The organism is Naumannella huperziae, from assembly GCF_054073625.1.
The window spans coordinates 2409371-2430026 of the sequence record NZ_JBSXPH010000001.1; the positions used below are offsets into that span (position 1 = coordinate 2409371).

Annotated in this window: 21 protein-coding genes and 4 tRNA genes; 9 read left to right on the forward strand and 16 right to left on the reverse strand. The window is 69.7% G+C overall.

Annotation, left to right across the window (positions count from 1 at the left end; genetic code table 11):
- Window positions 1-119: 119 nt before the first annotated feature.
- The 4 genes from ACXDC7_RS11395 to ACXDC7_RS11410 all read right to left on the reverse strand — a co-directional run bounded on the left by ACXDC7_RS11395 (window position 120) and on the right by ACXDC7_RS11410 (window position 3884).
- Window positions 120-1451, reverse strand: a complete 1332-nt coding sequence (locus ACXDC7_RS11395) for an ankyrin repeat domain-containing protein (RefSeq protein WP_459222205.1) — start codon at window positions 1449-1451, stop codon at window positions 120-122.
- The gene (locus ACXDC7_RS11400; RefSeq protein ID WP_459222206.1) at window positions 1451-2086 is read right to left on the reverse strand and encodes a GntR family transcriptional regulator; all 636 of its coding nucleotides are present in this window, start codon (window positions 2084-2086) and stop codon (window positions 1451-1453) included. Before ACXDC7_RS11400 ends, ACXDC7_RS11395 begins: the two co-directional genes overlap by 1 nt.
- Before the next feature lie 208 nt (window positions 2087-2294).
- A tRNA-Val gene (locus tag ACXDC7_RS11405) sits at window positions 2295-2366 on the reverse strand.
- A 15-nt stretch (window positions 2367-2381) separates the two neighbouring features.
- Window positions 2382-3884 (reverse strand): DHA2 family efflux MFS transporter permease subunit, encoded by a 1503-nt coding sequence (locus tag ACXDC7_RS11410; RefSeq protein ID WP_459222207.1) that lies wholly within the window; start codon window positions 3882-3884, stop codon window positions 2382-2384.
- 89 nt (window positions 3885-3973) lie between these two features.
- Here ACXDC7_RS11410 and ACXDC7_RS11415 point away from each other — a divergent pair, with 89 nt between their 5' ends.
- Complete coding sequence (locus ACXDC7_RS11415) at window positions 3974-4831, forward strand: LysR family transcriptional regulator (RefSeq protein ID WP_459222208.1); 858 nt, start codon at window positions 3974-3976, stop codon at window positions 4829-4831.
- Between the two features lie 32 nt (window positions 4832-4863).
- On the opposite strand, the gene soxR is transcribed toward ACXDC7_RS11415, so the two are convergent.
- Window positions 4864-5322 carry a redox-sensitive transcriptional activator SoxR gene (gene soxR / locus ACXDC7_RS11420; protein WP_459222209.1) on the reverse strand — a complete coding sequence of 153 codons (459 nt, stop codon included), beginning with the start codon at window positions 5320-5322 and terminating at the stop codon, window positions 4864-4866.
- A 63-nt stretch (window positions 5323-5385) separates the two neighbouring features.
- Here soxR and ACXDC7_RS11425 point away from each other — a divergent pair, with 63 nt between their 5' ends.
- Complete coding sequence (locus ACXDC7_RS11425) at window positions 5386-6801, forward strand: MFS transporter (protein ID WP_459222210.1); 1416 nt, start codon at window positions 5386-5388, stop codon at window positions 6799-6801.
- A 4-nt stretch (window positions 6802-6805) separates the two neighbouring features.
- On the opposite strand, the gene ACXDC7_RS11430 is transcribed toward ACXDC7_RS11425, so the two are convergent.
- Together ACXDC7_RS11430 and ACXDC7_RS11435 are read right to left on the reverse strand one after the other, a co-directional pair.
- Window positions 6806-7642 (reverse strand): aminotransferase class IV, encoded by an 837-nt coding sequence (locus tag ACXDC7_RS11430; protein WP_459222211.1) that lies wholly within the window; start codon window positions 7640-7642, stop codon window positions 6806-6808.
- Between the two features lie 27 nt (window positions 7643-7669).
- A complete protein-coding gene (locus ACXDC7_RS11435; RefSeq protein WP_179446259.1) occupies window positions 7670-8083 on the reverse strand; it encodes a nitroreductase family deazaflavin-dependent oxidoreductase in 414 nt (137 codons plus the stop codon).
- Window positions 8084-8171: 88 nt separating this feature from the next.
- Between ACXDC7_RS11435 and ACXDC7_RS11440 the strand changes: the two genes are divergently transcribed.
- The 4 genes from ACXDC7_RS11440 (at window position 8172) to ACXDC7_RS11455 (ending at window position 9158) form a co-directional block, all read left to right on the forward strand.
- Window positions 8172-8244, forward strand: a tRNA-Gly gene (locus ACXDC7_RS11440).
- A gap of 66 nt (window positions 8245-8310) precedes the next feature.
- A tRNA-Cys gene (locus tag ACXDC7_RS11445) sits at window positions 8311-8381 on the forward strand.
- A 1-nt stretch (window position 8382) separates the two neighbouring features.
- Window positions 8383-8458: transfer RNA gene (locus ACXDC7_RS11450), tRNA-Val, on the forward strand.
- A 64-nt stretch (window positions 8459-8522) separates the two neighbouring features.
- Entirely contained in the window at window positions 8523-9158 is a 636-nt protein-coding gene (locus ACXDC7_RS11455; RefSeq protein WP_459222212.1) for a CPBP family intramembrane glutamic endopeptidase, read from the forward strand.
- Here the strand turns inward: ACXDC7_RS11455 and ACXDC7_RS11460 are convergent.
- Complete coding sequence (locus ACXDC7_RS11460) at window positions 9117-10055, reverse strand: NAD(P)H-binding protein (protein WP_459222213.1); 939 nt, start codon at window positions 10053-10055, stop codon at window positions 9117-9119. The two genes, ACXDC7_RS11455 and ACXDC7_RS11460, sit on opposite strands and share 42 nt — an antisense overlap.
- A 64-nt stretch (window positions 10056-10119) precedes the next feature.
- Between ACXDC7_RS11460 and ACXDC7_RS11465 the strand changes: the two genes are divergently transcribed.
- Window positions 10120-11106 carry a YihY/virulence factor BrkB family protein gene (locus ACXDC7_RS11465; protein WP_179446256.1) on the forward strand — a complete coding sequence of 329 codons (987 nt, stop codon included), beginning with the start codon at window positions 10120-10122 and terminating at the stop codon, window positions 11104-11106.
- On the opposite strand, the gene ACXDC7_RS11470 is transcribed toward ACXDC7_RS11465, so the two are convergent.
- From ACXDC7_RS11470 to ACXDC7_RS11480, 3 genes are read right to left on the reverse strand one after another with little or no spacing between them, the layout of a single operon-like run.
- Window positions 11017-11913, reverse strand: coding sequence for a carbohydrate ABC transporter permease (locus tag ACXDC7_RS11470; RefSeq protein WP_179446255.1), 897 nt, complete (start codon window positions 11911-11913; stop codon window positions 11017-11019). The genes ACXDC7_RS11465 and ACXDC7_RS11470 overlap by 90 nt on opposite strands.
- Window positions 11910-12806: an ABC transporter permease subunit gene (locus ACXDC7_RS11475; protein ID WP_218843906.1), complete on the reverse strand. Its 897-nt coding sequence runs from the start codon at window positions 12804-12806 to the stop codon at window positions 11910-11912. Before ACXDC7_RS11475 ends, ACXDC7_RS11470 begins: the two co-directional genes overlap by 4 nt.
- Window positions 12803-14092, reverse strand: coding sequence for an ABC transporter substrate-binding protein (locus tag ACXDC7_RS11480; protein ID WP_179446254.1), 1290 nt, complete (start codon window positions 14090-14092; stop codon window positions 12803-12805). The genes ACXDC7_RS11475 and ACXDC7_RS11480 overlap by 4 nt, the downstream gene beginning before the upstream one ends.
- Window positions 14093-14291: 199 nt before the next feature.
- Between ACXDC7_RS11480 and ACXDC7_RS11485 the strand changes: the two genes are divergently transcribed.
- Window positions 14292-15089 carry a sirohydrochlorin chelatase gene (locus ACXDC7_RS11485; protein WP_179446253.1) on the forward strand — a complete coding sequence of 266 codons (798 nt, stop codon included), beginning with the start codon at window positions 14292-14294 and terminating at the stop codon, window positions 15087-15089.
- Between the two features lie 22 nt (window positions 15090-15111).
- Here ACXDC7_RS11485 and ACXDC7_RS11490 read toward each other — a convergent pair whose 3' ends face one another.
- Window positions 15112-15963 (reverse strand): PPK2 family polyphosphate kinase, encoded by an 852-nt coding sequence (locus tag ACXDC7_RS11490; protein ID WP_179446252.1) that lies wholly within the window; start codon window positions 15961-15963, stop codon window positions 15112-15114.
- A 57-nt stretch (window positions 15964-16020) separates the two neighbouring features.
- Here ACXDC7_RS11490 and ACXDC7_RS11495 point away from each other — a divergent pair, with 57 nt between their 5' ends.
- Complete coding sequence (locus ACXDC7_RS11495; RefSeq protein WP_459222214.1) at window positions 16021-17115, forward strand: ATP-dependent DNA ligase; 1095 nt, start codon at window positions 16021-16023, stop codon at window positions 17113-17115.
- Here ACXDC7_RS11495 and ACXDC7_RS11500 read toward each other — a convergent pair.
- Genes ACXDC7_RS11500 through ACXDC7_RS11515 form a run of 4 tightly spaced genes read right to left on the reverse strand, consistent with a single transcriptional unit; the run spans window position 17102 to window position 20580 of the window.
- On the reverse strand, window positions 17102-17905 hold the full coding sequence (locus ACXDC7_RS11500) for a GolD/DthD family dehydrogenase (protein ID WP_343046000.1): 804 nt from the start codon (window positions 17903-17905) through the stop codon (window positions 17102-17104). The genes ACXDC7_RS11495 and ACXDC7_RS11500 overlap by 14 nt on opposite strands.
- Window positions 17902-18993, reverse strand: coding sequence for a substrate-binding domain-containing protein (locus tag ACXDC7_RS11505; RefSeq protein WP_179446669.1), 1092 nt, complete (start codon window positions 18991-18993; stop codon window positions 17902-17904). The genes ACXDC7_RS11500 and ACXDC7_RS11505 overlap by 4 nt, the downstream gene beginning before the upstream one ends.
- Before the next feature lie 37 nt (window positions 18994-19030).
- The gene (locus ACXDC7_RS11510) at window positions 19031-20056 is read right to left on the reverse strand and encodes an ABC transporter permease (RefSeq protein ID WP_179446250.1); all 1026 of its coding nucleotides are present in this window, start codon (window positions 20054-20056) and stop codon (window positions 19031-19033) included.
- Window positions 20053-20580, reverse strand: coding sequence for an ATP-binding cassette domain-containing protein (locus ACXDC7_RS11515; protein ID WP_459222215.1), 528 nt, complete (start codon window positions 20578-20580; stop codon window positions 20053-20055). Before ACXDC7_RS11515 ends, ACXDC7_RS11510 begins: the two co-directional genes overlap by 4 nt.
- Window positions 20581-20656: the final 76 nt, after the last annotated feature.

A 20656-nucleotide genomic window follows, 5' to 3' on the forward strand; every position in this document is an offset into this window, starting at 1 on the left:
CGTGCATCCCCGCCCCGAAGGTGGTCGCATGGTGTCGGCCCCGCTACGTATGAGGTTGCGGGGCCCCTTGTTTTCCCGGCTGCGGTTCGTTCGGGCCTCGGGCTCTCGGGCCGCCCCGCTCAGCGCAGCAGCTCGGCGATCTCGTCGTACCCGCGGCGCTCCGCGTGCTGCAGCGCGGTCACCCCATCGGCGTCGGGGATGGCCGGGTCGGCGCCCGCGTCGAGCAGGATCTTCACCACCTGCTGGTGCCGCTCTCCCCCGTCGCCGAGGATGACGGCCTCCAGCAGCGCGGTCCAGCCCAGGTCGTTGACATGGTCGAGGTCGACCTCGGTGCGGACCACGCGTCGCAGGTAGTCGACGTGGCCGCGCTCGGCGGCGGGGATCGGCGACAGTCCGCCGAACCGGTTGGTCGCGGTCAGGTCGGGATCGGCCGGCAGGAGAATTTCCAGCATCTGCACGCTGCCGGTCACCCCGGTCACCAGCCACGGCGTGTCCGAGCGGTCGTCGACCGCGTCCGGGTCGGCGCCGAGATAGGTCAGCAGCCGGGCCACCTGCGTGCTGTCGGCCGCGGCGGCGACGAGCAGCGGGGTCTGGCCACGGTCGTTGCGGGCCTCGAGCTCTGCGCCGCCGCGCAGGGCGAGCGCGGCCGCATCCGCGTCGTCACCGGCTGCCGCATCCAGCAGGCGGCGATTCGCCTCGGCCCGCGACACCCGGCCCTGGGATGTCGCCGCGTCGATCAGCTCGGCCTGGGCGTCCAGACCGCTCTCCCGGGCGAGCTCCAGCGGAGACCGATCGTCGCGCCGTGAGCGCAGGGTCACGTCGCCGCCGGCGGCGACCAGGACGCGAACGGTGTCGACGTAGTCGCGCTCGTCGCCGCGCGCTTCCCCGCCGGCCCGCTCGGCGAACACCAGCGCCTCGTGCAGCCCGGTCCAGCCGAGCCGGTTCACGTGATCGATGTCGACTCCACGCTGGATCAGCTCACCGACGATGTCGGCGTGACCGCGCTCTGCGGCGCGGATCAGGCCGGTGCCGCGGTAGGAGTCGAGGCTGGCGACGTCGGCGCCGTGGTCGAGGGTGAGGCGGAGCAGCTCGGAGAAGCCCTCGGAGGTGGCGATCAGGTACGCGCTCTGCTCGGTGGCGTCCTTGGCGTTGACGTCCGCGCCGCGCTCGATCAGGTCGCGGGCGGCATCCACGTCGTTCGCCCAGGCGGCTCGGATCAGATCGTCGTCGAGTGCCGGATCGCGCACGGCGCTGGCCTTCCTTGTCGGGGTCTGAGTCGAGGTCGGGGTCGGGGTCTCGGTGGTGGGCTGGGACGGGTCGCCCCGGTTGACCGACGGCGAGACGGTCGGCACCGCGGGGGCGGTCGGTTCCGGCCCGGCGCTGGGCGCGGCACACGCACCGAGCACCACGGCCACGGCAGCCACCGCGACCGGTGCCGGCCTCGGGCGCATCAGGTACCTCCGTGCAGATTGACCGCCGCCGCCCGGCTGGTCACGGCATGATCGCGGAGCAGGCCGGCCGCCACCTCCGCGTCGCCGGCCGCGATCGCATCGGTGATCGCCACGTGCTCGGCGTGGATCGCGCGGGGGTCGGTGTGTTGCCGCTGCAGCCAGCGCAGGCGGGGCCCGATCAGGGCGAGCAGCTCGGTGGTGACCCCGGGGCGCGCGCGGGCGCTCAGCACCTCGTGGAAGCGCGCGTTGCCGTCGATCGCCGCCGCGGTGTCGCCGTTGGCGATGGCCGTCGCGGTCTCGGCAAGGACGACGCGCAGCGCGGTGACGTCACCCTCGCTCGCCTCACGCGCGAGTCTGGTCACCAGCAGGGTTTCCAGGGCGGCGTTGGCGGCAACCAGCTCGTCGATCTCGTCGGCGGTGTAGGCCCGGACGGCGATACCGCCGGTCGCCCGCTGTTCGGCGTACCCGGCGGCGACCAGCTCGCGCAGCGCCTCGCGTACCGGCACGCGGGAGACGGCCAGCTCCGCGCCGAGCGTGCGCTCCACCAGCCGGTCCCCCGGGGACAGGTCGCCGGAGATGATCTTGTCCCGGATGGCATCCCGGGCCTCGGCCACGACGGCAGCGGTTCTCGGCACGACACCGATGGTATACCACCCGCTCCGAGCGCGTGATCTCTCATCTGGTTGCGGCAGGTTCTCAGATGCACCGTGCGGATACCTCGAGGTCGGGGCGATCACACTGGGCGTCCTGACCAAGATCGAGTTGGTGCGGGCCCAGGTCGGAGCCGGAGTTGCGTACCGCCCAAGAAAAAGAACCCCTGGCCTGACCAAGGGTTCTCTGCTGTGGGCGATACTGGGTTCGAACCAGTGACCTCTTCGGTGTGAACGAAGCGCGCTACCACTGCGCCAATCGCCCGGGCGAGCGCCAAGACTAGCGTACGTCCTCGGACTGCGGAAATCGCCGAGTGATCAACTCGCTGCCCGGCTGTTGCGGGTCAGGAGGTTCTGGGTGTTCCTCGTCGAGCAGTTCACGGACTCGTTCGGTGGTGCGTCGGGCTCGGCGGGTTGTGGTGAGGATTGCGATGACCACAACGAGTGCTCCGGCCGCGGTGATGACCCACCATCCGGGGCGAGAGGCCGCTGGTAGTGATGTGGCCACTGCGTGCAGGTTGATGCGGTTGACGACGACGGCACCCACGATGGCGACGCCGAGTGCCTGGCCCACCTGGCGGCCGGTTGATGCCACTGCAGACGCGACGGCCGCCTGGCTCTTCGGCATCCCGGCAACCGCAGCGTTGGTGATCGGCGCGTTGAGCATGCCGAACCCGATGCCGAACACGACGAAGGACGTCAGTAGCACCAACAGCGACGTGTGCTGATGCAGATGGGTGAGCAGCGCGGCGGAGATCGCCACGCAGCAGCCGCTGATCACCAGCGGGATCCGCGGGCCATGGCGTGCTGCCAGCCGACCCGACAGGGGGGCAACGATCAGCACCATCGCCGCGATCGGCAGCATCAACGCGCCAGCACTGGCGGGTGAAAGACCGCGGGCATCCTGCAGGTAGAACGTCACCACCCACAGGTAACCGGCGGTGCCGCCCATGCCGATCAGAGCGATGAGGACCGCACCGGAGAACGGTGCGCTGCGGAAGAACAGCGGGTCGACGACTGGCTCGGGGACGCGGCCCTCCCACCACACCAACGCGGCGGCACACACCAGGACGATCACTGCCAGGACGATGATCCGAGCCGATGCCCACCCCAGCGAGTTGCCCTCGATGATGGCGTACGTCAACGCCAGCAAGATCACGACGACCAGTGCTTGCCCGATCGCGTCAAACCGGCGTCGGGTTGGTGACTTGGACTCCGGAACGGCCCACGCGCACAGCCCGATCGCTATCACACCGATCGGGATGTTCACCCAGAAGATCGATCGCCAACCGGCGTGTTGGACCAGGAAACCGCCCAGCACCGGGCCGATCGCCATGCTCAGCCCGTAGACCCCGCTCCAGATACCGAAGGCGTGGGCTCGGCGACGGGCGTCGGGGTAGACCTGCGTGACGATTGCTATCGCGACGGGATTCATCATCGAGCCGCCCAGCGCCTGGACGACCCGGGACCCGATGAGCCAACCGATGGTGGGCGCCGCGGCGCACAACGCCGAGGCGATCGTGAAGACGGCCAGGCCTGTTTGCAACGTCAGCCGCCGTCCCCATCGGTCCGCTGTCGCACCCGCCGTCAGCAAGAAGGCGCCCAGGACCAGCTGATAGGCATCCACCGTCCACTGTGCGGCCGAGAACGAGGCGTGCATGTCTTGCCGGATCTGTGGCAGCCCGATCGTGACGATCGTATTGTCCACGCCGACGATCAGCAGGCTCAGACAACAGATACCGAGCACGAGACCGGGCCGCACGAGACGCGTGGTACGAGGCATGCCTTCATCGTCACCAGAGGCTGACCGGTTGGTCCAACAATGATTCTGCATCGGCATCGATACCGTTTGCGTATCGTCTACGATGAGATGTGCCCGAGACGCTCGACATCGTCACCATGCGTAGCCTGGTCGCCGTTGCCCAGTGCGGCGGCTTTCACAAGGCGGCTCGGGTTCTTCACCTCACTCAGGCTGCCGTCAGCCGACACGTTCAGCGGCTGGAGGACACCCTCAAGGTGCAGCTGGTGACCCGCGAAGGTCGGGCGATCCGATTCACCCAGGACGGCGAACGCTTCCTCACGCACGCGACACAAATCCTCGAAGCACACGACGCCGCCCTGGACGACTTCATCGACCGCACCCAGACCTTCACGATCGGGGCGATGGACCACGCCGTCGACATCCTCCTTCCGGCTCTGGTGCATCAGCTACGAGCAGCCCTGCCACGGAAGAACATCCAGCTACGACTCGGGCGCAGCGCGCGATTGCGCGACGCCGTCAACCGCAACCAGCTCGACGCGGCACTCGTTCTCGAAAGACTCACCAGCGACCCCACCGAGATCGGAGCGATTCCCACCCAATGGGTCGCCGGGCGAGAGCTCGCAACCGCCGAAGACCCCTCAAGGCGCCGCGTACCGCTCGTCCTGTTCGACCACGACTGCGGCCTGCGCCGCGGCGCGATAGACACCATCGCTGCAGCCGGCCTGCGCTACGACATCAGTGCAGAATCACCCGACCTGGCCGGGATTCAAGCGGCGGTACGCACCAACCTCGGCTACACCCTGTTACCCGCCCTCGGCCGGCTTCCCGACAGCATTTACGCGGCCTCCGGCTTGCCCGAGCCGCCCAGCGTCGTGATGAGAACACAAACAGCCACCCACGTCACAGACGCCGATGCCCGCACCATCCGCGACGTGGTCCAGGACGTGCTCGCCCTGCACCACGCCTGACTGATCACCGCTCGCCTGCCTCGCGCATACACCTAGCCGTCGACCTCCAGCCGCCGCGGACCCGGCCCCTCCTGGGACAGCTCGTCGTCGGGATTCAGCAGCTTGCAAGCGCTCATCGACAGGCAGCCACAACCGATGCAGCCGTTCAGTTCGCGTTCCAGGCGTTCGATCTGGTGGCGGCGTTGGGCCAGGGTCGCGCGCCAGACCTTCGACACCCGCCGCCAGTCGCGGGCGGTCGGCTGGCGATCCATCGGCAGCTCGCCGAACGCCTGCTGCACGTCGGCGAGCGGGATCCCCAGCCGTTTGGCGACCACGATCAGCGAGATCCGCCGCACCATGTGGCGGTGGTAGCGGCGCTGGTTGCCGACGGTACGCGTGGCGACGATCAACCCGAGCTGCTCGTAGTAGTGCAGCGCCGACTTCGCCACCCCGGTCCGCGCGGCGATCTCGCCGATGCTCAACAGGTCGCCGGGATGTGGATGCCCCTCCATGATCGAATCTTCGCGCTGTTCGGCCCTTGATCTCAAGTCAACTTGAGTTTCTAGGTTTGCTGCATGACCTCGGAATCCCCATCCGTCCACGCCCCACGCAGCGACTCCCCGCGCTTCGCCGATCTCTTCCGTGACGGCAATGCCGGCGCCGTCGGCATCCTCGCCGGCGGCTTCCTGCTGGCCGCGATCACGATGTTCGTCACCACGGCCCTGATGCCCTCGGTCGTCGCCGAGATCGGCGGCCGGGAGCTGTACGCCTGGCCGACGACGATCTATGTCGTCGTCTCGATCATCGGCGTGATGGGCGTCGGCCAGGCTCTGGCCAGGCTCGGGGCGGTCGGCGCGTACCTGCTCGCCTTCGCCACCTACCTCGTCGGTGGGATCGTCTGCACGCTCGCGCCGACGATGCCGGTGCTGCTCGCCGGCCGCGCCGTCGTCGGGCTGGGCGGCGGGCTGCTGTCCGGGCTCGGGTACGCCCTGGTCCGCACCGTGCTTCCGCAACGCCTGTGGGGAATGGCCACCGGGCTGATCTCGGCGATGTTCGGCGTCGGCACGCTCGTCGGGCCGGTCCTCGGCGGCCTCTTCGCCCAGTTCGACGCCTGGCGGCTGGCCTTCGCGATGATCGCGCTGGCCGGCCTTGCTCTCGGGTTCGTCGCGCCGCGGGCACTGCGCGGGCACGGTCGCACCGGGCAGGTCGAGCCGTTCCCGCTCGGCTCGGTCGCGCTGCTGACAGCCGCGGTGGCCGCGCTGAGCGTCGCCTCGATCACCGAGGGTGCGGCGCGGGTCGCGCTGCTCGCCGCGGCCGCGGTCCTGCTCGTCGCCTTCGTCGCCTGGGACCGCCGGGCCCGCTCCTCGGTACTGCCGGACTCCACCTATCGGCCGGGATCGCCGATGCGCTGGCTGATGCTGACCAATGCGATGCTGACCATTGCCGTCGTCAGCGAGGCCTTCACGCCGCTGTTCGGCCAGAGCATGGCCGGCCTCGCCCCGGTGGTCGCCGGCTTCTTCGGTGCCGCGGTCTCGGTCGGCTGGTCGTTCTTCGGCCTGCTCGGCGCCCGCGCCGCGACCCCGCGGTCGCGCTCGGCGCTGTTGATCATCGGGCCCGGCCTGTTGGCGGCGGGCTTCCTCGGCGCCGCGCTCACCCAGCGCGAGCCGGCGGGGCCCGGCCTGGCGATCGTCTGGTTCGTGTTGTTGGTGATCGCCGGCGCCGGCATCGGCTTCGGCTTCCCCGTGCTCAGCTACGCGACGATGAGCAATGTCACCGATGCGGCAGAGGCCGGCAAGGCGGCCGCCACCATCCCGTTGGTCGGCCTGGCCGCACAGAGCCTCGGGGCGGCCCTCGCCGGCGTCCTGGTCAACGCGGGCCTGCCGTCCATGCCGCAGGCCGCGATCAACCTCTTCGTCGGGCTGGCCGTCCTGGCGGCACTCGGCGTGGTGACGGCCCTGGCAGCGGTACGCCGCGGCGCCGTCGCCGAGTAGCCGCTCAGGCGGGATCGGGCTCGTCGACCGAACGGCGCGCGAACTCCTCGGCGATCGCGGCGGTCACCGGTCCGACCGGATAGCTGTGCTCGTCCCAGGCGACGATCGGGTGCACGTCGCGCAGCGAGCCGGTGAGGAAGACCTCGTCGGCCCGCTGCGCGGCGGCGAGGTCGATGTCCTCCTCCACCGCACCGGACTGCTCGATCACACAGGCCCGGGTGATGCCGGCCAGCGGACCCGCGGCCAGCGTCGGCGTGATCACGCGGTCGCCGAAGACGAGGAAGATGTTCGACCCGGACGCCTCGCAGACCTGGCCACGGGTGTTGCAGAACAGCGCCTCCCCGGCGCCGTGATCATGGGCGTACGCCAGAGCGCGAACATTGCCGGCGTACGACGTCGTCTTGATCCCCGACAGCGGGTCGTCGGGGTTGCGGGTCCAGGGCACGGTGACGATCCGCCCCGGTTCGCTGGTGCGCGCCGCCGGACCTGCTGCGACGACCAGCCGCGGCGGCCCGTACGCGGCATTGCTGCTGAGCGGGCCGATACCGCCCGTCCAGGTGATCCGGAGCCGCCCGAACTCGAAGTCCCGCCCCGCCAGGACGGCGGCGATACCCTCGCGTACCGCCGACTCCTCGGGCGTCGGCAGGCCGAGAACCTTGGCGGAGTTCTCCAACCGGCGGACGTGCCGGCCGATCGCGAACGCGCCCCACGGCTCGATCTTCAGGGTTTCGAAGACGCCGTCGCCGTCGACCAGCCCATGATCATCGGCGGGCACGGTCGCCTCGGCGGCATCGGCGTACAGCGTGCCGTCGATCCAGACACGCGGGCGGGCTTCACTCACCCGCCCATGCTGCCACGGCGACGACCGTCAGCGCGGCTCGAGCACGAAGATCGGGATCTTGCGATCGGTCTTGGTCTGGTACTCCGCATAGGGCGGGTACGCCGCGACGGATCGGTCCCACCAGGTTCGGTACTCCTCGGGGTCGTCCACCAGCCGCGCCCGCACCGGGAAGGTGTCGCTGCCGTCCATCAGCTCGATGTCGGGGTGGGCGACCAGGTTGTTGAACCACACCGGATTCTCCGGCGAACCGCCCTTGCTCGCCACGGCCGCGTAGTTTCCGTCGGCCTCGACCCGCATCACGGGCACCCGCCGAAGCTCGCCGGTCTTCGCTCCCTGCTGGTTCATCACCACGACGGCCATCCCCTTCACGCTGGCCGCCGCGGTGTCGCCCGCGGCGTCGATGTCCGCCAGTTGCTTGCGCACCCACTCCCACTGTCCCATGCACCCGACGCTAGCGCGCTGGTTTGTGCGCGGCCAGAGTCGTCGGCTAGTCTCTTCCACGCGCTGCTGCCGGAAACGGCACAGCGATGCGGACGTGGCTCAGTTGGTAGAGCATCACCTTGCCAAGGTGAGGGTCGCGGGTTCGAATCCCGTCGTCCGCTCGGAGCGGGTCTCAGCCCCGGTGGTCTCGACCAGGGTCTCAACCACCAAGGTTGGGCTCCTCACCTGGTGGAGTGGCCGAGAGGCGAGGCAACGGACTGCAAATCCGTCTACACGGGTTCAAATCCCGTCTCCACCTCGGGCGATTGGCGCAGGGGCTAGCGCGCTTCCCTGACACGGAAGAGGTCACTGGTTCGATTCCAGTATCGCCCACCACCCAGGGCTGCCGACCGGCGACGGTCGGCAGCCCCTCGCTCTCCCGGCCGGGGACGGAGCCCTGATGATCGAACCGCCGCGCCACTACCCCTCGTGGGTCGTCCCGACGGTCATCGGCGCCACGCTGGTCATCGCCGCGTACTGCGTGTTCCGGATCTTTGCCGCGACCGGCGACCCGGAGTTCTTCGGCTGGTCGGTCGCGCTGTGTCTGCTGTACGCCGTGGTCGGCTCCGCCCTCGCCACGCGACGCGATCCGGGCGGCGGGCGACCGCTCCGGTCCGTCCTGGCGGCGGGTGTCTGCGCCGGTGCGTTGCTGGCGGCGGTCTTCGTCGTCGGGGCGTTCGTCGTGCGCGCCGTTCCCGCACTGGCGGACGCCGTGCGAGCGGTCACCGGGCAGGCCGATCACACGCCGTTCGTGGCGGTGGTCGCGATCACGGCGCTGACGGGCGTCGCGGAGGAACTGTTCTTCCGCGGCGCCGTCTACGCCCGGCTCGCCCGCCGGCCGGTTCTGGTCAGCACCCTGGCCTATGCGGCGGTCACCGCCGGATCGCTGAACCCGATGATGATCTTCGCCGCGCTGGTGCTCGGCACGGTCACCGGCCTGCAGCGGCGCTCCAGCGGAGGGATCGTGCTTCCGGCGGTCACCCATGTGGTGTGGTCACTGACCATGCTGCTCGCGCTCCCCGCCGTCGTCGGCTGACCCGGTCAGCGCCGCCAGCCGCTCGCGCAGCGCCGCGAGCACCATCTGCCGATAGCCGAGCACGGGGCCGGGCACCAGGTCGGTGATGGCGTCGTCGGTCACGATCACCTCGTTGGAGACCGACTCCAGCAGGTTGCGACCCGTCACGGGGTCGACCCGGGTGATCAACGACAGCCAGAGCGCGGATGCCCGGGGCGTGGCCACCGGGGCGATGAACACCGGCAGCGGCCGCCGGTTCAGGATCCGCCCCAGCACCTGCATCATCCGGCGATAGGTGAGCACGTCGGCGCCGCCGATCTCATACGTGCGGCCCAGCGCCTCCTCCCGCTCCGCGACCCCGACGAGATAGCGCACGGCGTCGCCGATCCAGATCGGCTGCACCCGCGTGTTCACCCACCGCGGGGCGATCATCACCGGCAGCGCATCGACCAGCTCGCGCGTCATCTCCCACGAGATCCCGCCGTGGCCGACGATGATCGCCGCCCGCAGGGTGGTCACGGGTACGCCTGCCGCCGCCAGCAGCCGCTCCGCCTCGCGCCGCGAGCGCAGGTGCGGCGACAGGTCGTCGCGATCGCTGCCCAGGCCACCGAGGTAGACGATCTGGCGCACCCCGGCCCGGGCCGCGGCTGCACCGAAGTTCTCCGCGGCGCGGGCATCCTCGGTCTCGAAGTCCCGCGACCCGAGTCCGTGCACCAGGTAGTAGGCGACGTTCGCGCCGGCCATCGCGGCGGCCAGCGACCCGGCGTCGGCGACATCACCCGCCACCGGTCTGGCCGGCCCGGCGTACTCGTCGGGGTTGCGGGTCATCGCCCGCACATCGTGCCCGGCCTCCGCGAGGGCCGGCACCAGCCGCCGTCCCACGAAACCGGTCGCCCCTGCCACCAGGATCGATGCCACCGCCGCCTCCGTGCGTTGCGTGTCGTTGCCCGGACCGCGCGCCGGGACTGTCAGGATAGGAGCAATGAACGCGATCCCCGGCACGGACACCGTTCCGGGACGGCTCCGCAAGGTCGGTGTGCTGGCCTTCCGCGCCGGGTTTCGCTATCGCGTGATCGGCCTCGCGGCGGAGAGCGCGTTCTTCGCCCTGTTGTCGCTGCCGCCGATGCTGTTCGCGCTGGTCGGAGCGCTCGGCTTCGTCGCCGCACAGACCGACCCGTCGACGATCTTCGGGCTGCGCGACGACATTCTCGGTTTCGCGGGCCAGTTCCTGACCCGGACCAGCATCGAGTCGATCCTCGCCCCCACCATCGACGAGGTGATCAGCAGCCGGCGCTCCGATGTGGTGTCGATCGGCTTCCTGATCGCCCTGTGGACGGGATCGCGGGCGATCGCGGTCTTCGTCGAGACCGTCAGCCTGATGTATGGCTACCAGGGCAGGCGCAGCATCGTGCGGCAGCGGGCCCTCAGCTTTGCGCTGTTCTTGTTGTTGCTGGTGATCGGCATCGTGCTGATCCCGCTGATCCTCACCGGGCCTTCGCTGATCGGCGAGCTGTTGCCCGAGCGGGTTGCCTGGCTGGCCGGGCTCTACTGGCCCGTGGTGACGTTGCTCTCGATCGGGCTGGTCACCACGATGTTCTATCTCGCGGTGCCCGAACGCCACGCCTGGCACTCGCACCTGCCGGGCGCGTTGTGGACGATGGTGATGTGGCTGGTCGGCAGCCAGCTCCTGCGCCTGGTGCTCTCCTTCGCCAGCGACACCACCTCGATCTACGGGCCGCTCGCAGCGCCGATCGCCGTCTTGTTGTGGCTCTATCTGACCTCGCTGGCCGTGCTGATCGGCGCGGCCATCAACGCCTCCGTCGCCGAGGTCTTTCCCCGGTTTGCGGGGGTACGCCCGACTCCGCGACGGGCCGAGGACTCACTTCAGGCCGCTGCTGGCGATGCCGGTGACGATCTGGCGCTGGAGGAACAAGAAGATGATGATCACCGGAACCATCGAGACGACTGACATCGCCAGGATGTAGTTGAACGGCACGATCAGTTCGGCGTTGAACTGGGCCAACGCGACCGGGAGGGTGTAGTTGTCCTGCTGCTGGGAGATCACCAGCGGCCACAAGAAGTCGTTCCAGCGCCACATGATCGAGAAGATGGTGACCACCGCGATCGGCGGACCGCACAGCGGCAGCACGACCCGGGCGAAGATGCCGAACTCGCTCGCTCCGTCGACCCGCGCGGCCTCGATCAGATCGTCCGGTATCCCCAGCATGTACTGCCGGATCAGGAACACCCCGGTCGGCGTCGCCGCCGGCGGGATGATCAGGCCCCACAACGTGTTCACCAGCCCGAGCTGGTAGGCCATCTGGTAGACCGGGATCAGGATCACCTGCAGCGGGATCATGATCGTCGCCAGCACGAGCAGGAAGACGAAGTTGCGGCCGCGGAAGTTGTACTTGGCCAGGCCGTAGGCGCACATCGTGTTGATCACGACCGTCAACGCGGTGGCGGCGACCGTGACGATCACCGAGTTGCGCAGATAGGTCGCGAACGGGAATCGCTCCAGCGCCCCGGTGTAGTTCTCCAGGCTCCACTGCGCGGGCAGGATCACCGGCGGCCGCTGCGCCAGTTCGGTGGGGGTCTTGAAGCTCGACACGAAGGTCCAGACCAGCGGGCCGAGGATCAGCAGCGCGGTGGCGATCAGGATCACGTAACGCGCGATCGCCCAGCCCGTCGGCGGGCGGCGGCCGGTGCCGGTCCAGGTCGGCGCGGCCGGCCGCCCTGCGGCGACATCGGGCGGGTTCGTCGCCGGGGCGCTCATGCGATGCCCCGACGCCGCGCGTTGAGGAAGTTCAGCATGGTGAAGGCGAACACGCAGATGAACAACACCACCGAGCCGGCCGCGGCGATCCCGTAGCGGATGGGCGAGACGAAGGCCCGCTCGTAGACGAACTGCACCATCAGCATCGTCGCGCCGACCGGGCCACCGCCGGTCAGCGAGTAGATGTAGTCGAAGGACTGGAAGGCCGACATGGTGCCGAGGATCACCACCACCAGGGTCGTCGGGCGCAGCAGTGGCCAGGTGAGGTGCCGGAACTGTTGCCAGCGCGAGGCGCCGTCGACATGCGCCGCCTCGTAGACCGTCGGGTCGATTCCCTGCAGCCCGGACAACATGATCAGCGTGTAGAAGCCCAGGTGGATCCACAGCCCGACCGCGATGATCACCCCCATCGCGAGCGGTCCGTTGATCAGCCAACCCGGCTCGGGCAGGCCGAGCGTGCCGAGGACGATGTTCACCAGACCGTTCGTCCGGTCCAGCAGCCAGCGCCACAACAGCCCGATCACCACGGCCGAGAGCAGGCTCGGCAGGAAGAGCACGGCCCGGAAGAACCCCCGCCCGGGGAAGGCGTCGTTCAGCAGCACGGCGTACGCCGTGGCCAGCACTGTGGTCGCGATCACGAAGCAGATCACGTAGAAGACGGTCTGACCGGCCACCTGCCAGAACTCGGCATCGCTGACCAGCTCGGAGTAGTTGCTGGTCCCGACGAACCGGAAATTGCGCCCGTCGCGGGAGTCGTAGAGGGAGATGTTGACCATGTTGATCGCCGGCCAGATCGTGAACAGCAAGAAGATCACCAGGTTCGGCGCAATGAACAGGTACGGCGCGAGCGTACGCGCCGTGAACCGCCGCCGGCGTGCGACGGGCCGGCTCACCCGGCCGCGTCCTGCAGCGACTTCTCCGCGCCCTTGCGGAAGGCGGCCACGGCCTGGGCCGGATCCTGCTGCCCCGCCAACACGGCGGCGAGCACCTTGGTCATCTCGGTGCTGGTGGCGCTGAAGGCGGGCGAGAACGACGTGCCGAAGGTGTCGGGCGGGGTCTGCTGGACATCGGCGAGGAAGACCTGCATGTCGGCATCGCGGTTGCTGTATTCCACCCCGGACTCGATCAGGTCCTTGCGGGTCGGCAGGAAGTTGGCCTTGTCCGCCAGATAGCGCTGGGAGTCGGCGGAGTTCATGAACGCGATGAAGTCGGCGGCGAGCTGCTGGCGCGGGCTGGCCTTGAACGCCCCCATGAACTTGCCGCCCGGGAATCCGCCGCAGCGCTCCTGGCAGGGGTTCGGCACCGCCGCCCAGTCGAACTCGGCGGACTCGGCGAAGGCCGCGACCTGCCAGTTGCCCGAAACATAGATCGGCGCCTGCTGGGCGAGGAAGATCTCGTTCGCCGCGGTGTAGCGCGTACCGGCCTGCAACCACAGGTCGCGCGGCATCACGCCGTCGGCATTCAGCTCGGCGAACCTGGTCACGGCCGCGACGGCCGGCTCCTCGGCGAGCGCGACCTGCGTACCCGATTCGTCGAAGACGGTCGTCCCGTACTGGCTCATCATCGTGGAGAACCGGTGACCCGACACGTCCATGGCCAGACCGAACTCGGTGCCGGCGCCCTTCTTCACCTGCTCGGCCGCCTCGACGACCTCGTCCCACGACCGCCACGGCCGCTGCGCCGTCGGTGGCTCGACGCCGGCCTTCTCGAACAGGTCGAGATTGATCATCGGCCCGTTCAGCGTCAGGTCGCTGGGCACCGCGAGCAGCTCGCCGCCCGGCCCGGTGGCCGGTCCGGCCATGCCGTCGAGGTACTGCCCCGCGAGCTCCGGGCGCAGCGCGGTCAGATCGACCAGGTCGTCGCGGACCGGGGTGAGCGTGGTCAGGCGGGCAACGTCGGGGGGATTGCCACCGGAGAGCCTGGCCTGCAGCGTCTGCTCCAGATTGGCGTACGGGATCAGTTCGAGGTTCACCGTGGCCCCCGTCTCCTGCTCGAAGCGGGCGATCAGGTCGCGCGTCGCCTGCTCGTCCGGACCGTCGGTGAAGTACAGGTAGGTCAGCGTCTGGTCGCCCGTCTGCTCGGCCTCGCCCCCGGCGCCGCCGGGCGCACAGGCCGCCGTCGCCGCCAGCACCAGCGCCGCGCCGAGCCCGGCCGCCGTCCTGATCAGTCCTCGTCGCATCGCGTCGTCCTTCCGCATTGGGGGAGCCACACTGCCGCGCACAGTTTTGCCGATCCGGCCACGATTGACGAGACGCCGGCACGATATGTCGCCCAGCCGTGACCCGACGCCACGAGGTCGATGCTCAAGATGTGAGATTCAATCTCATACTTTGGTATCTCAGCTTGTGGACGCGTGTCCGAGCCGCGAGAGTGTCCGCATGAACGCACCGACTCTCGTCGTCCTGGCCGCCGGCAGCTCTGATTCTCAGGTCAACCAGGTAGCCCACGCCATGCGCGTCGGGCTGCAGGCGATGCGTCCCGAACTCGACGTCCGCGCTGCGTTCCTCGATCACTGTCCGCCGACCGGACCGCAGGTGGTCAGCCACCTGGCGCGCGCCGGCGTGCGCGAGATCGCCTTCGTTCCCGCACTGCTGTCCAGCCCGTTCGCCACCGACGAGCGCGTCGCGACGCTGGTACGCCGCACCCGCGCCACGCACCCGGAGATCCGCACCGCGGTCGCCGGGTCGATCGGCCCGGAGGCGAGCCTGTTGTCCCGGGTCGACGCGCAACTGCGGCAGGCGCTGCGCCGGGCCCGGGCCACCGAGCTCGACGGCCTGGTGCTGCTGGCCGAGGGCACCCCCGATTCCCGCGGAGCGGCGCTCGTCGCCCGCCGCGCCCGGCAGTGGGGCCAGCACCACAAGCTGCCCTGCGTACCCGTCTTCACCGATGCCGGCGCCGGCGCGATGGCGGAGGCGCTGCACTCGCTGTACGCCCAGGGGCGGCGCAACGTGGCCGTCGGCTCGCTCTGCCTGACCGCCGATGCGCACTGGGTGGAACGGGCCGAGCAGGCGCGGTCGGCCGGCGTCGTCGCGGTCGGCGATCCGCTCGGGGCCGACGAGACCGTCCTTGATCTGGCGCTGGCCCGCTACGCCGTGGCGGCGATGGAACTGGTCGACTTCGGTTTCGACGAGACCGCGGAGCCCGCGCGCCCGTCGCTCAGCGTGGTCGGTGCCTGAGGCCGCCTGAGCGGCCCCGGCGTCACATGGTCGCCGCGAGCAGCCTCTTCTGCTCGGCCACGTCGAAATCGGCGGGCGGCCAGCCGAGGTTCAGCCGCTCCAACTGCTCGGCGAGCAACTGGGCGGCCGCCCAGTTGCGGTACCACTTGCGATCGGCCGGGATGACGTACCAGGGCGCGACCTCGGTGTTGCAGTTGGCCAACGCGTCGGCATAGGCCGCCTGGTAGTCCGCCCAGCGGGAGCGGGCGACCAGGTCGCCCGGGTTGTACTTCCAGTACTTGTCCGGGTTGTCCAGCCGCTCCATCAGGCGCTCACCCTGCTTGGCATAGGACACGTTCAGGAAGCACTTGATGATCAAGGTGCCCTGCTCGGCCAACCGGGCCTCGAACTCGTTGATCCGGTCATAGCGCGAGCGCCATTCGGCCTCGTCCACGAGCTGCTCGACCCGGACCACCAGCACGTCCTCGTACTGGGAGCGGTCGAAGATCCCGACCTGGCCGGGCGACGGGAGCGCGCGCTCGATCCGCCACAAGAAGTCGTGGGACCGCTCCTCCTCGGTGGGCGCCTTGAAGCCGGTGATCCGGACGCCCTGGGGGTCCATCAGCCCGACCGCGTGCCGGATCACGCCGCCCTTGCCGGAGGTGTCCATGCCCTGCAGGATCATCAACACCCGCGGCGCGCTCTCCGGATCGGCCCGGCCGGCGGCGAACAGGCGCTCCTGGCGATCGTCCAGCACGGGCGCCAGCTCGGCCATCAGCTTCGGCTGGTCCGACTTGTCCTTGCCGGGGAACCCGTGGGTGGCGCGGGGGTCGAGCGCGGACAGGTCGACCGGCCCGGCCGGCAACCGCAGGAGGTCGGAGATCGGAGTCGTCATGGCGTCATCCTGCCGCACGCGGCGGTTCGGCGTACCTGTGCGAACTACCATCACCGGGTGGACCTGCCGCTGTCTCCCCCGCTGGCGCCGATGCTCGCGGCGCCGGCGACGACGATTCCGCCCGGGATGGCCTATGAGCCCAAGTGGGACGGATTTCGCGCGCTGGTCTTTCGTGATCACGACGAGGTACGCCTGATCAGCCGCTCGGGCCGCGACCTGACGCCCTACTTCCCCGATGTCGTCGAGGCCGTGCGCGCCGATGCGCCGCAGCGTTGCGTGCTCGACGGCGAACTCGTGGTGATCGACGGCGATGCCCTGCGCTTCACCCGACTGCTGGAGCGGTCGGGGGCGGCACCGCACCGGGTCGCCCAACTGGTACGCCTGCGCCCGGCATCCATGATCGTCTTCGACGTGCTTGCCGTGGACGATCTTGCGATGCTGCGGCTGCCCTATCGGGAGCGGCGCCCCGTCGCGGAGGCGCTGTTCGCCGACCTCTCCGGGCCGCTGTTCCTGAGCCCGATGACGACCGACCCCGACACCGCGCGCGAGTGGTTCGCGCGCTTCGAGGGCAATGGTCTGGACGGCGTGATCGCCAAGTCACCGGACGGCCCCTACCTGCCGGGCGTGCGCGCGATGACGAAGATCAAACATCGCCGCGACGCCGACACCGTGATCGGGGGGTTCCGCCTGCACAAGAACTCCGCGCCCGGCCGACCGCTGCTCGGCGTGCTGCACCTCGGCCTGCACGACGAGCGGGGGCGGCTGGCCTGGGTCGGTGCCTGCTCCGGTTTCTCCCGCGATGCCCGCGAGCGGCTGCTCGAGGTGTTGCTGCCGCTCGCGCTGACGCCGGGTACGCCGGCCCACGCCGAGCATCCCTGGGCCCCCCCGACGCTGCCCGGGGATGCTCGGCGCCCGCAACCCGGTCCGCGCAGCGGCGGCCCGGACGAGGCCACCTATCTGCTCGCGCCCGAACTCGTCTGCGAGGTCTCCTACGACCACCTCGAGGACGACCTGCGCTTTCGCAGCAGCCCGGCCTTCGTCCGGTTCCGCCCCGACCGGCTGCCCGCCGAGTGCACGTTCGCCCAGCTGGAGGCGCGTCCGAGCACCGACCTGCGCTCGGTGCTCGGCGCCGGACCGGTCACCAGATCGTGAATCCCCCGTCGATCACCAGATCGGCACCGTTGATCATCGCGGCCGCGTCGCTGGCCAGGAACGCCGCGGCGGCGGCGATCTCGGCGGGCACGGCGAACCGGCCGACCGGGATCTGCGCCTGGTGGGCGACCCCCTTGGGGTTGTCCCAGGCGGCGATCCCGAGCGGTGTCAGCACCACGGTCGGCGAGATCGCGTTCACCCGGACCCCGCGACCGGCCCACTCCAGGGCGAGGACGCGGGTGAGGCCGATCACTCCGAACTTCGAGGCCGAGTAGGCGACGTGTTCGGCGATCGCCACCCGCGCCGCCTGGGACGCGAGGTTGATGATCACGCCCCGGCCGCGGTCCAGCATGCCGGTGCCGACGGCCCGGCACATCCGGTAGCTCCCGCTGAGGTTCACCGCAATCGTGGTGTCCCAGTCCTCCTCCGGCAAGGATTCGGCCGGTGCCAGCCGGGCGATGCCCGCGGAGTTCACCAGGATGTCGATCCCCGACAGGCGCTCCTCGGCGATGCTCACCGCTCGGGTGACCGATTCGGTCGATGTCACATCGCAGGCCACCGCGCTCGCGCGACCGCCGGACTCCCCGATCGCGCCCGCGGCGGACTCGGCGGCCCGCTCGTCGACGTCCATGATCACCAGATCGGCACCCGAGTCGGCGAACCGCTGCGCGATCGCCGCGCCGATCCCCGAGGCCCCGCCCGTGACGACCGCGCTGCGACCGGTGAGGTCGACGCGGATGTCGTCGGCCGGAGCGGCGATCTCGGTGATCAGCCCGGAACCGGCGCTCACTGCCCGCCCGGTTCCTGGCCGGGGATGCCCTCGTAGGCGATGTTGCCGGTCTTCAGGTTCTCCGCGGTCAGCTCGGGGATCTGGGACAGGAACTCCTGTCGGTTGGTGACCACGTGTTCCATCGCCACGCCGACATTGTCCTTCGTGATCCGCGGCATGATGTAGACCGGCTTGGTGTTGATCTGCTCCCCGCGGGCGATCGCCGCGGCGACCGCGAGACCCGCGGACAGCTCGACCGTGCCGTTCTGCAGCATCGTGCCGATGAACTCACCGGACTCCACCGCCTTCAGCCCGTCCTCGATGCCGTCGATGCCGACGATCGGCGTATCGGTCGCACCGGCCTCCTTCAGGGCCTGCAGCGCGCCGAGTCCCATGTCGTCGTTCTGGGCGACGACTCCGTCGATCTGGTCGCCATAGGCCGAGATCCAGTTCTTGGTCTTGTTCACCGCCTCGTCGCGCTTCCAGTTGGCGGTGTCCTGGGCGAGGACCTTGATGTCGGGATTCTCGGCCAGCACGTTCTCGATACCGGTCTGCCGGTTGATCTGGCCCGACTGCCCGAGCGGGCCCTGCAGGATCACGATGTTGCCGCGCCCGCCGAGCGCGTCGGCCATCATCTGCATCTCGTTCTCCCCCGCGAGCACGTCGTCGGGTTGGACGTCGCCCGCGACATCGGGATTGTTCAGCGAGGCGTTGACCGGGATCACCGGGATTCCGGCCGCGTTGGCCGCGGCGACCTGCGGCTGCAGCGAGTCGGCCTGGACCGGGACCACGACGATCGCGTCGACGCCCGCGGCGATCAACTGGTCCATCTGGCTGGCCTGGGTGCTCACGTCGAGATTCGCCGAGTTCCACAACACCTCGATGTTGTTCGCCGCGGCATAGGCGTCCATGCCCTCCTTGCCGGCGGTGATGAACGAGCTCATGTCGTAGACGGTGACGCCGATCCGCAGCCGGTCGCCGCCCTCGCCGCCCTCACCCCCTTGGTTGCGCGTGGGGTCACCGGCGCCACAGGCCGCGGCCAGCAGCACCAGCGCGGCGGTGATCACCGCCACCAGTGGACGGGTGATCTGTCGGGTCCGTCGTCGCATCATGTCTCCTTCGTTGGTGGGCGTGTGGTGGGTACGGTCAGGTCCGGCGTTTGGCCGTCCAGACATCGACGGCAACCGCGAAGACGATCAGGACTCCCTTGATCACGTCCTGCCAGTACGCCGGGACCAGCAAGATGTCGAGGCCGTTGTTCAGGGTCTGGATCAGGATCAGGCCGAGCGCGGTGCCCCAGATCGATCCGCGGCCACCCATCAGGCTGGCACCGCCGATCACGACCGCGGCAATGGCATCGAGCTCATAGCCCTGGCCCAGATTGGGCGGGCCCGAGATCACCCGGGAGGCGAGCATCACCCCGGACAGGCCGGCGAGCACGCCGGAGATCACGTAGACGCTGAACAGGATTCCACGGACATTCACGCCGGCGATCTCGGCCGCATTGCGGTTCCCGCCCACGGCGTAGACGCGCATCCCGTACGACGTCCGTCGCATCACGAACGCCAGCACGAGAATCCCGGCGATCATCACCAGGACCGGGATCTGCAGCCCGAAGATCGTCGTGTTCGCGATCGCGCCGAACTCCGGCGGCAGGCCGTTGATCGGGGCGCCGCCACCGATCGCGTACGCGACCCCCGAACCGGCGGTCAACATGCCGAGGGTGGCGATGAACGGTGGCACGTTCACCACCGCGACGAAGAAGCCGTTGATCGCACCCGCGAGCAGCCCGACCAGGACGGCCGTCAGCACGGTCAGCAAGACCTGTCCCGGATTCGCCTTGGCAACGGCGGCGCCGGCCATCGCCGACACCGCGATCACGCTGCCGACGGACAGGTCGATACCGCCGGTCAGGATGACCAGGGTCTGGCCCAGCGCGATCAGCGCGAACGGCGCGGCGGCGATCAGGATCGTCTGCACGTTGTCGAGGCTGGAGAATCGCGCGCTGCGGTAGCTGAAGTAGCAGATCACCAGCAACACCACGATCAACATCGCGTTGCGCAGCAGCAGCCCGATCCACCACTGCCGGGAGAAGCGTCGCGCCTCCCCGCCCAGCTCGGTGCTGTCGGGCACCTGGTCGGGACCGGCGACCTGGCTGGTCGAATCGCTCATCGAACGTCCTCACTCCCGTGCTCGTCGTCGGTCGCCGCCCCGGTCGCGGCGGGCGGAGCTTCCTGATCACCCGTGGCGAGGGTGAAGATCCGGGCCTGGGCGTCGTCGGCACCGAGCGCCGCCCGATCCAGCTCGCCGGCGACCTGCCCGTCGGCGAGGACCAGGGCCCGGTGGGCGAGCCCCAGGATCTCGGGCATGTCGGACGACGCCATGATCACTGCGACCCCACCGGCGGCGAGGTCGGTGATGATGCGGTAGATCTCCGACCGCGCGCCGACGTCGACACCGCGGGTCGGCTCGTCGAGCAGCAAGACATCGATCTCTCCGGTCAGCCAGCGCGCGAACACGACCTTCTGCTGGTTTCCCCCGGACAACGTGCCGACCTCCTGGCCGAGGCCCCGCGAACGGAGCCGGACCGAGGTCATGGCCTGTTGGACGGCCTGGGTCCGCGCCCGCGGCCGCAGCACGCCGCCGCGCGTGAATCGGGCGAGGTGGGGCAGGCTGCCGTTGTCCAGCACCGACATGCCGAGGACGGCACCCGAGGCCTTGCGGTCCTCGGGGGACCATCGCCAAGCCGCGCCGGATCGCCGACCGCGGCGC

Excerpts from the sequence above, each read along its gene's own strand:
- soxR (WP_459222209.1), bottom strand. The coding sequence starts at position 5,322 with ATGGAGGGGCATCCACATCCCGGCGACCTGTTGAGCATCGGCGAGATC.
- ACXDC7_RS11480 (WP_179446254.1), bottom strand. The coding sequence starts at position 14,092 with ATGCGACGAGGACTGATCAGGACGGCGGCCGGGCTCGGCGCGGCGCTG.
- ACXDC7_RS11510 (WP_179446250.1), bottom strand. The coding sequence starts at position 20,056 with ATGAGCGATTCGACCAGCCAGGTCGCCGGTCCCGACCAGGTGCCCGAC.
- ACXDC7_RS11395 (WP_459222205.1), bottom strand. The coding sequence starts at position 1,451 with ATGCGCCCGAGGCCGGCACCGGTCGCGGTGGCTGCCGTGGCCGTGGTG.
- ACXDC7_RS11490 (WP_179446252.1), bottom strand. The coding sequence starts at position 15,963 with ATGACGACTCCGATCTCCGACCTCCTGCGGTTGCCGGCCGGGCCGGTC.
- ACXDC7_RS11435 (WP_179446259.1), bottom strand. The coding sequence starts at position 8,083 with ATGGGACAGTGGGAGTGGGTGCGCAAGCAACTGGCGGACATCGACGCC.
- ACXDC7_RS11515 (WP_459222215.1), bottom strand. The coding sequence starts at position 20,580 with ATGTCGGTGCTGGACAACGGCAGCCTGCCCCACCTCGCCCGATTCACG.
- ACXDC7_RS11470 (WP_179446255.1), bottom strand. The coding sequence starts at position 11,913 with ATGAGCGCCCCGGCGACGAACCCGCCCGATGTCGCCGCAGGGCGGCCG.
- ACXDC7_RS11410 (WP_459222207.1), bottom strand. The coding sequence starts at position 3,884 with ATGCCTCGTACCACGCGTCTCGTGCGGCCCGGTCTCGTGCTCGGTATC.
- ACXDC7_RS11455 (WP_459222212.1), top strand. The coding sequence starts at position 8,523 with ATGATCGAACCGCCGCGCCACTACCCCTCGTGGGTCGTCCCGACGGTC.
- ACXDC7_RS11505 (WP_179446669.1), bottom strand. The coding sequence starts at position 18,993 with ATGCGACGACGGACCCGACAGATCACCCGTCCACTGGTGGCGGTGATC.
- ACXDC7_RS11425 (WP_459222210.1), top strand. The coding sequence starts at position 5,386 with ATGACCTCGGAATCCCCATCCGTCCACGCCCCACGCAGCGACTCCCCG.
- ACXDC7_RS11485 (WP_179446253.1), top strand. The coding sequence starts at position 14,292 with ATGAACGCACCGACTCTCGTCGTCCTGGCCGCCGGCAGCTCTGATTCT.
- ACXDC7_RS11465 (WP_179446256.1), top strand. The coding sequence starts at position 10,120 with ATGAACGCGATCCCCGGCACGGACACCGTTCCGGGACGGCTCCGCAAG.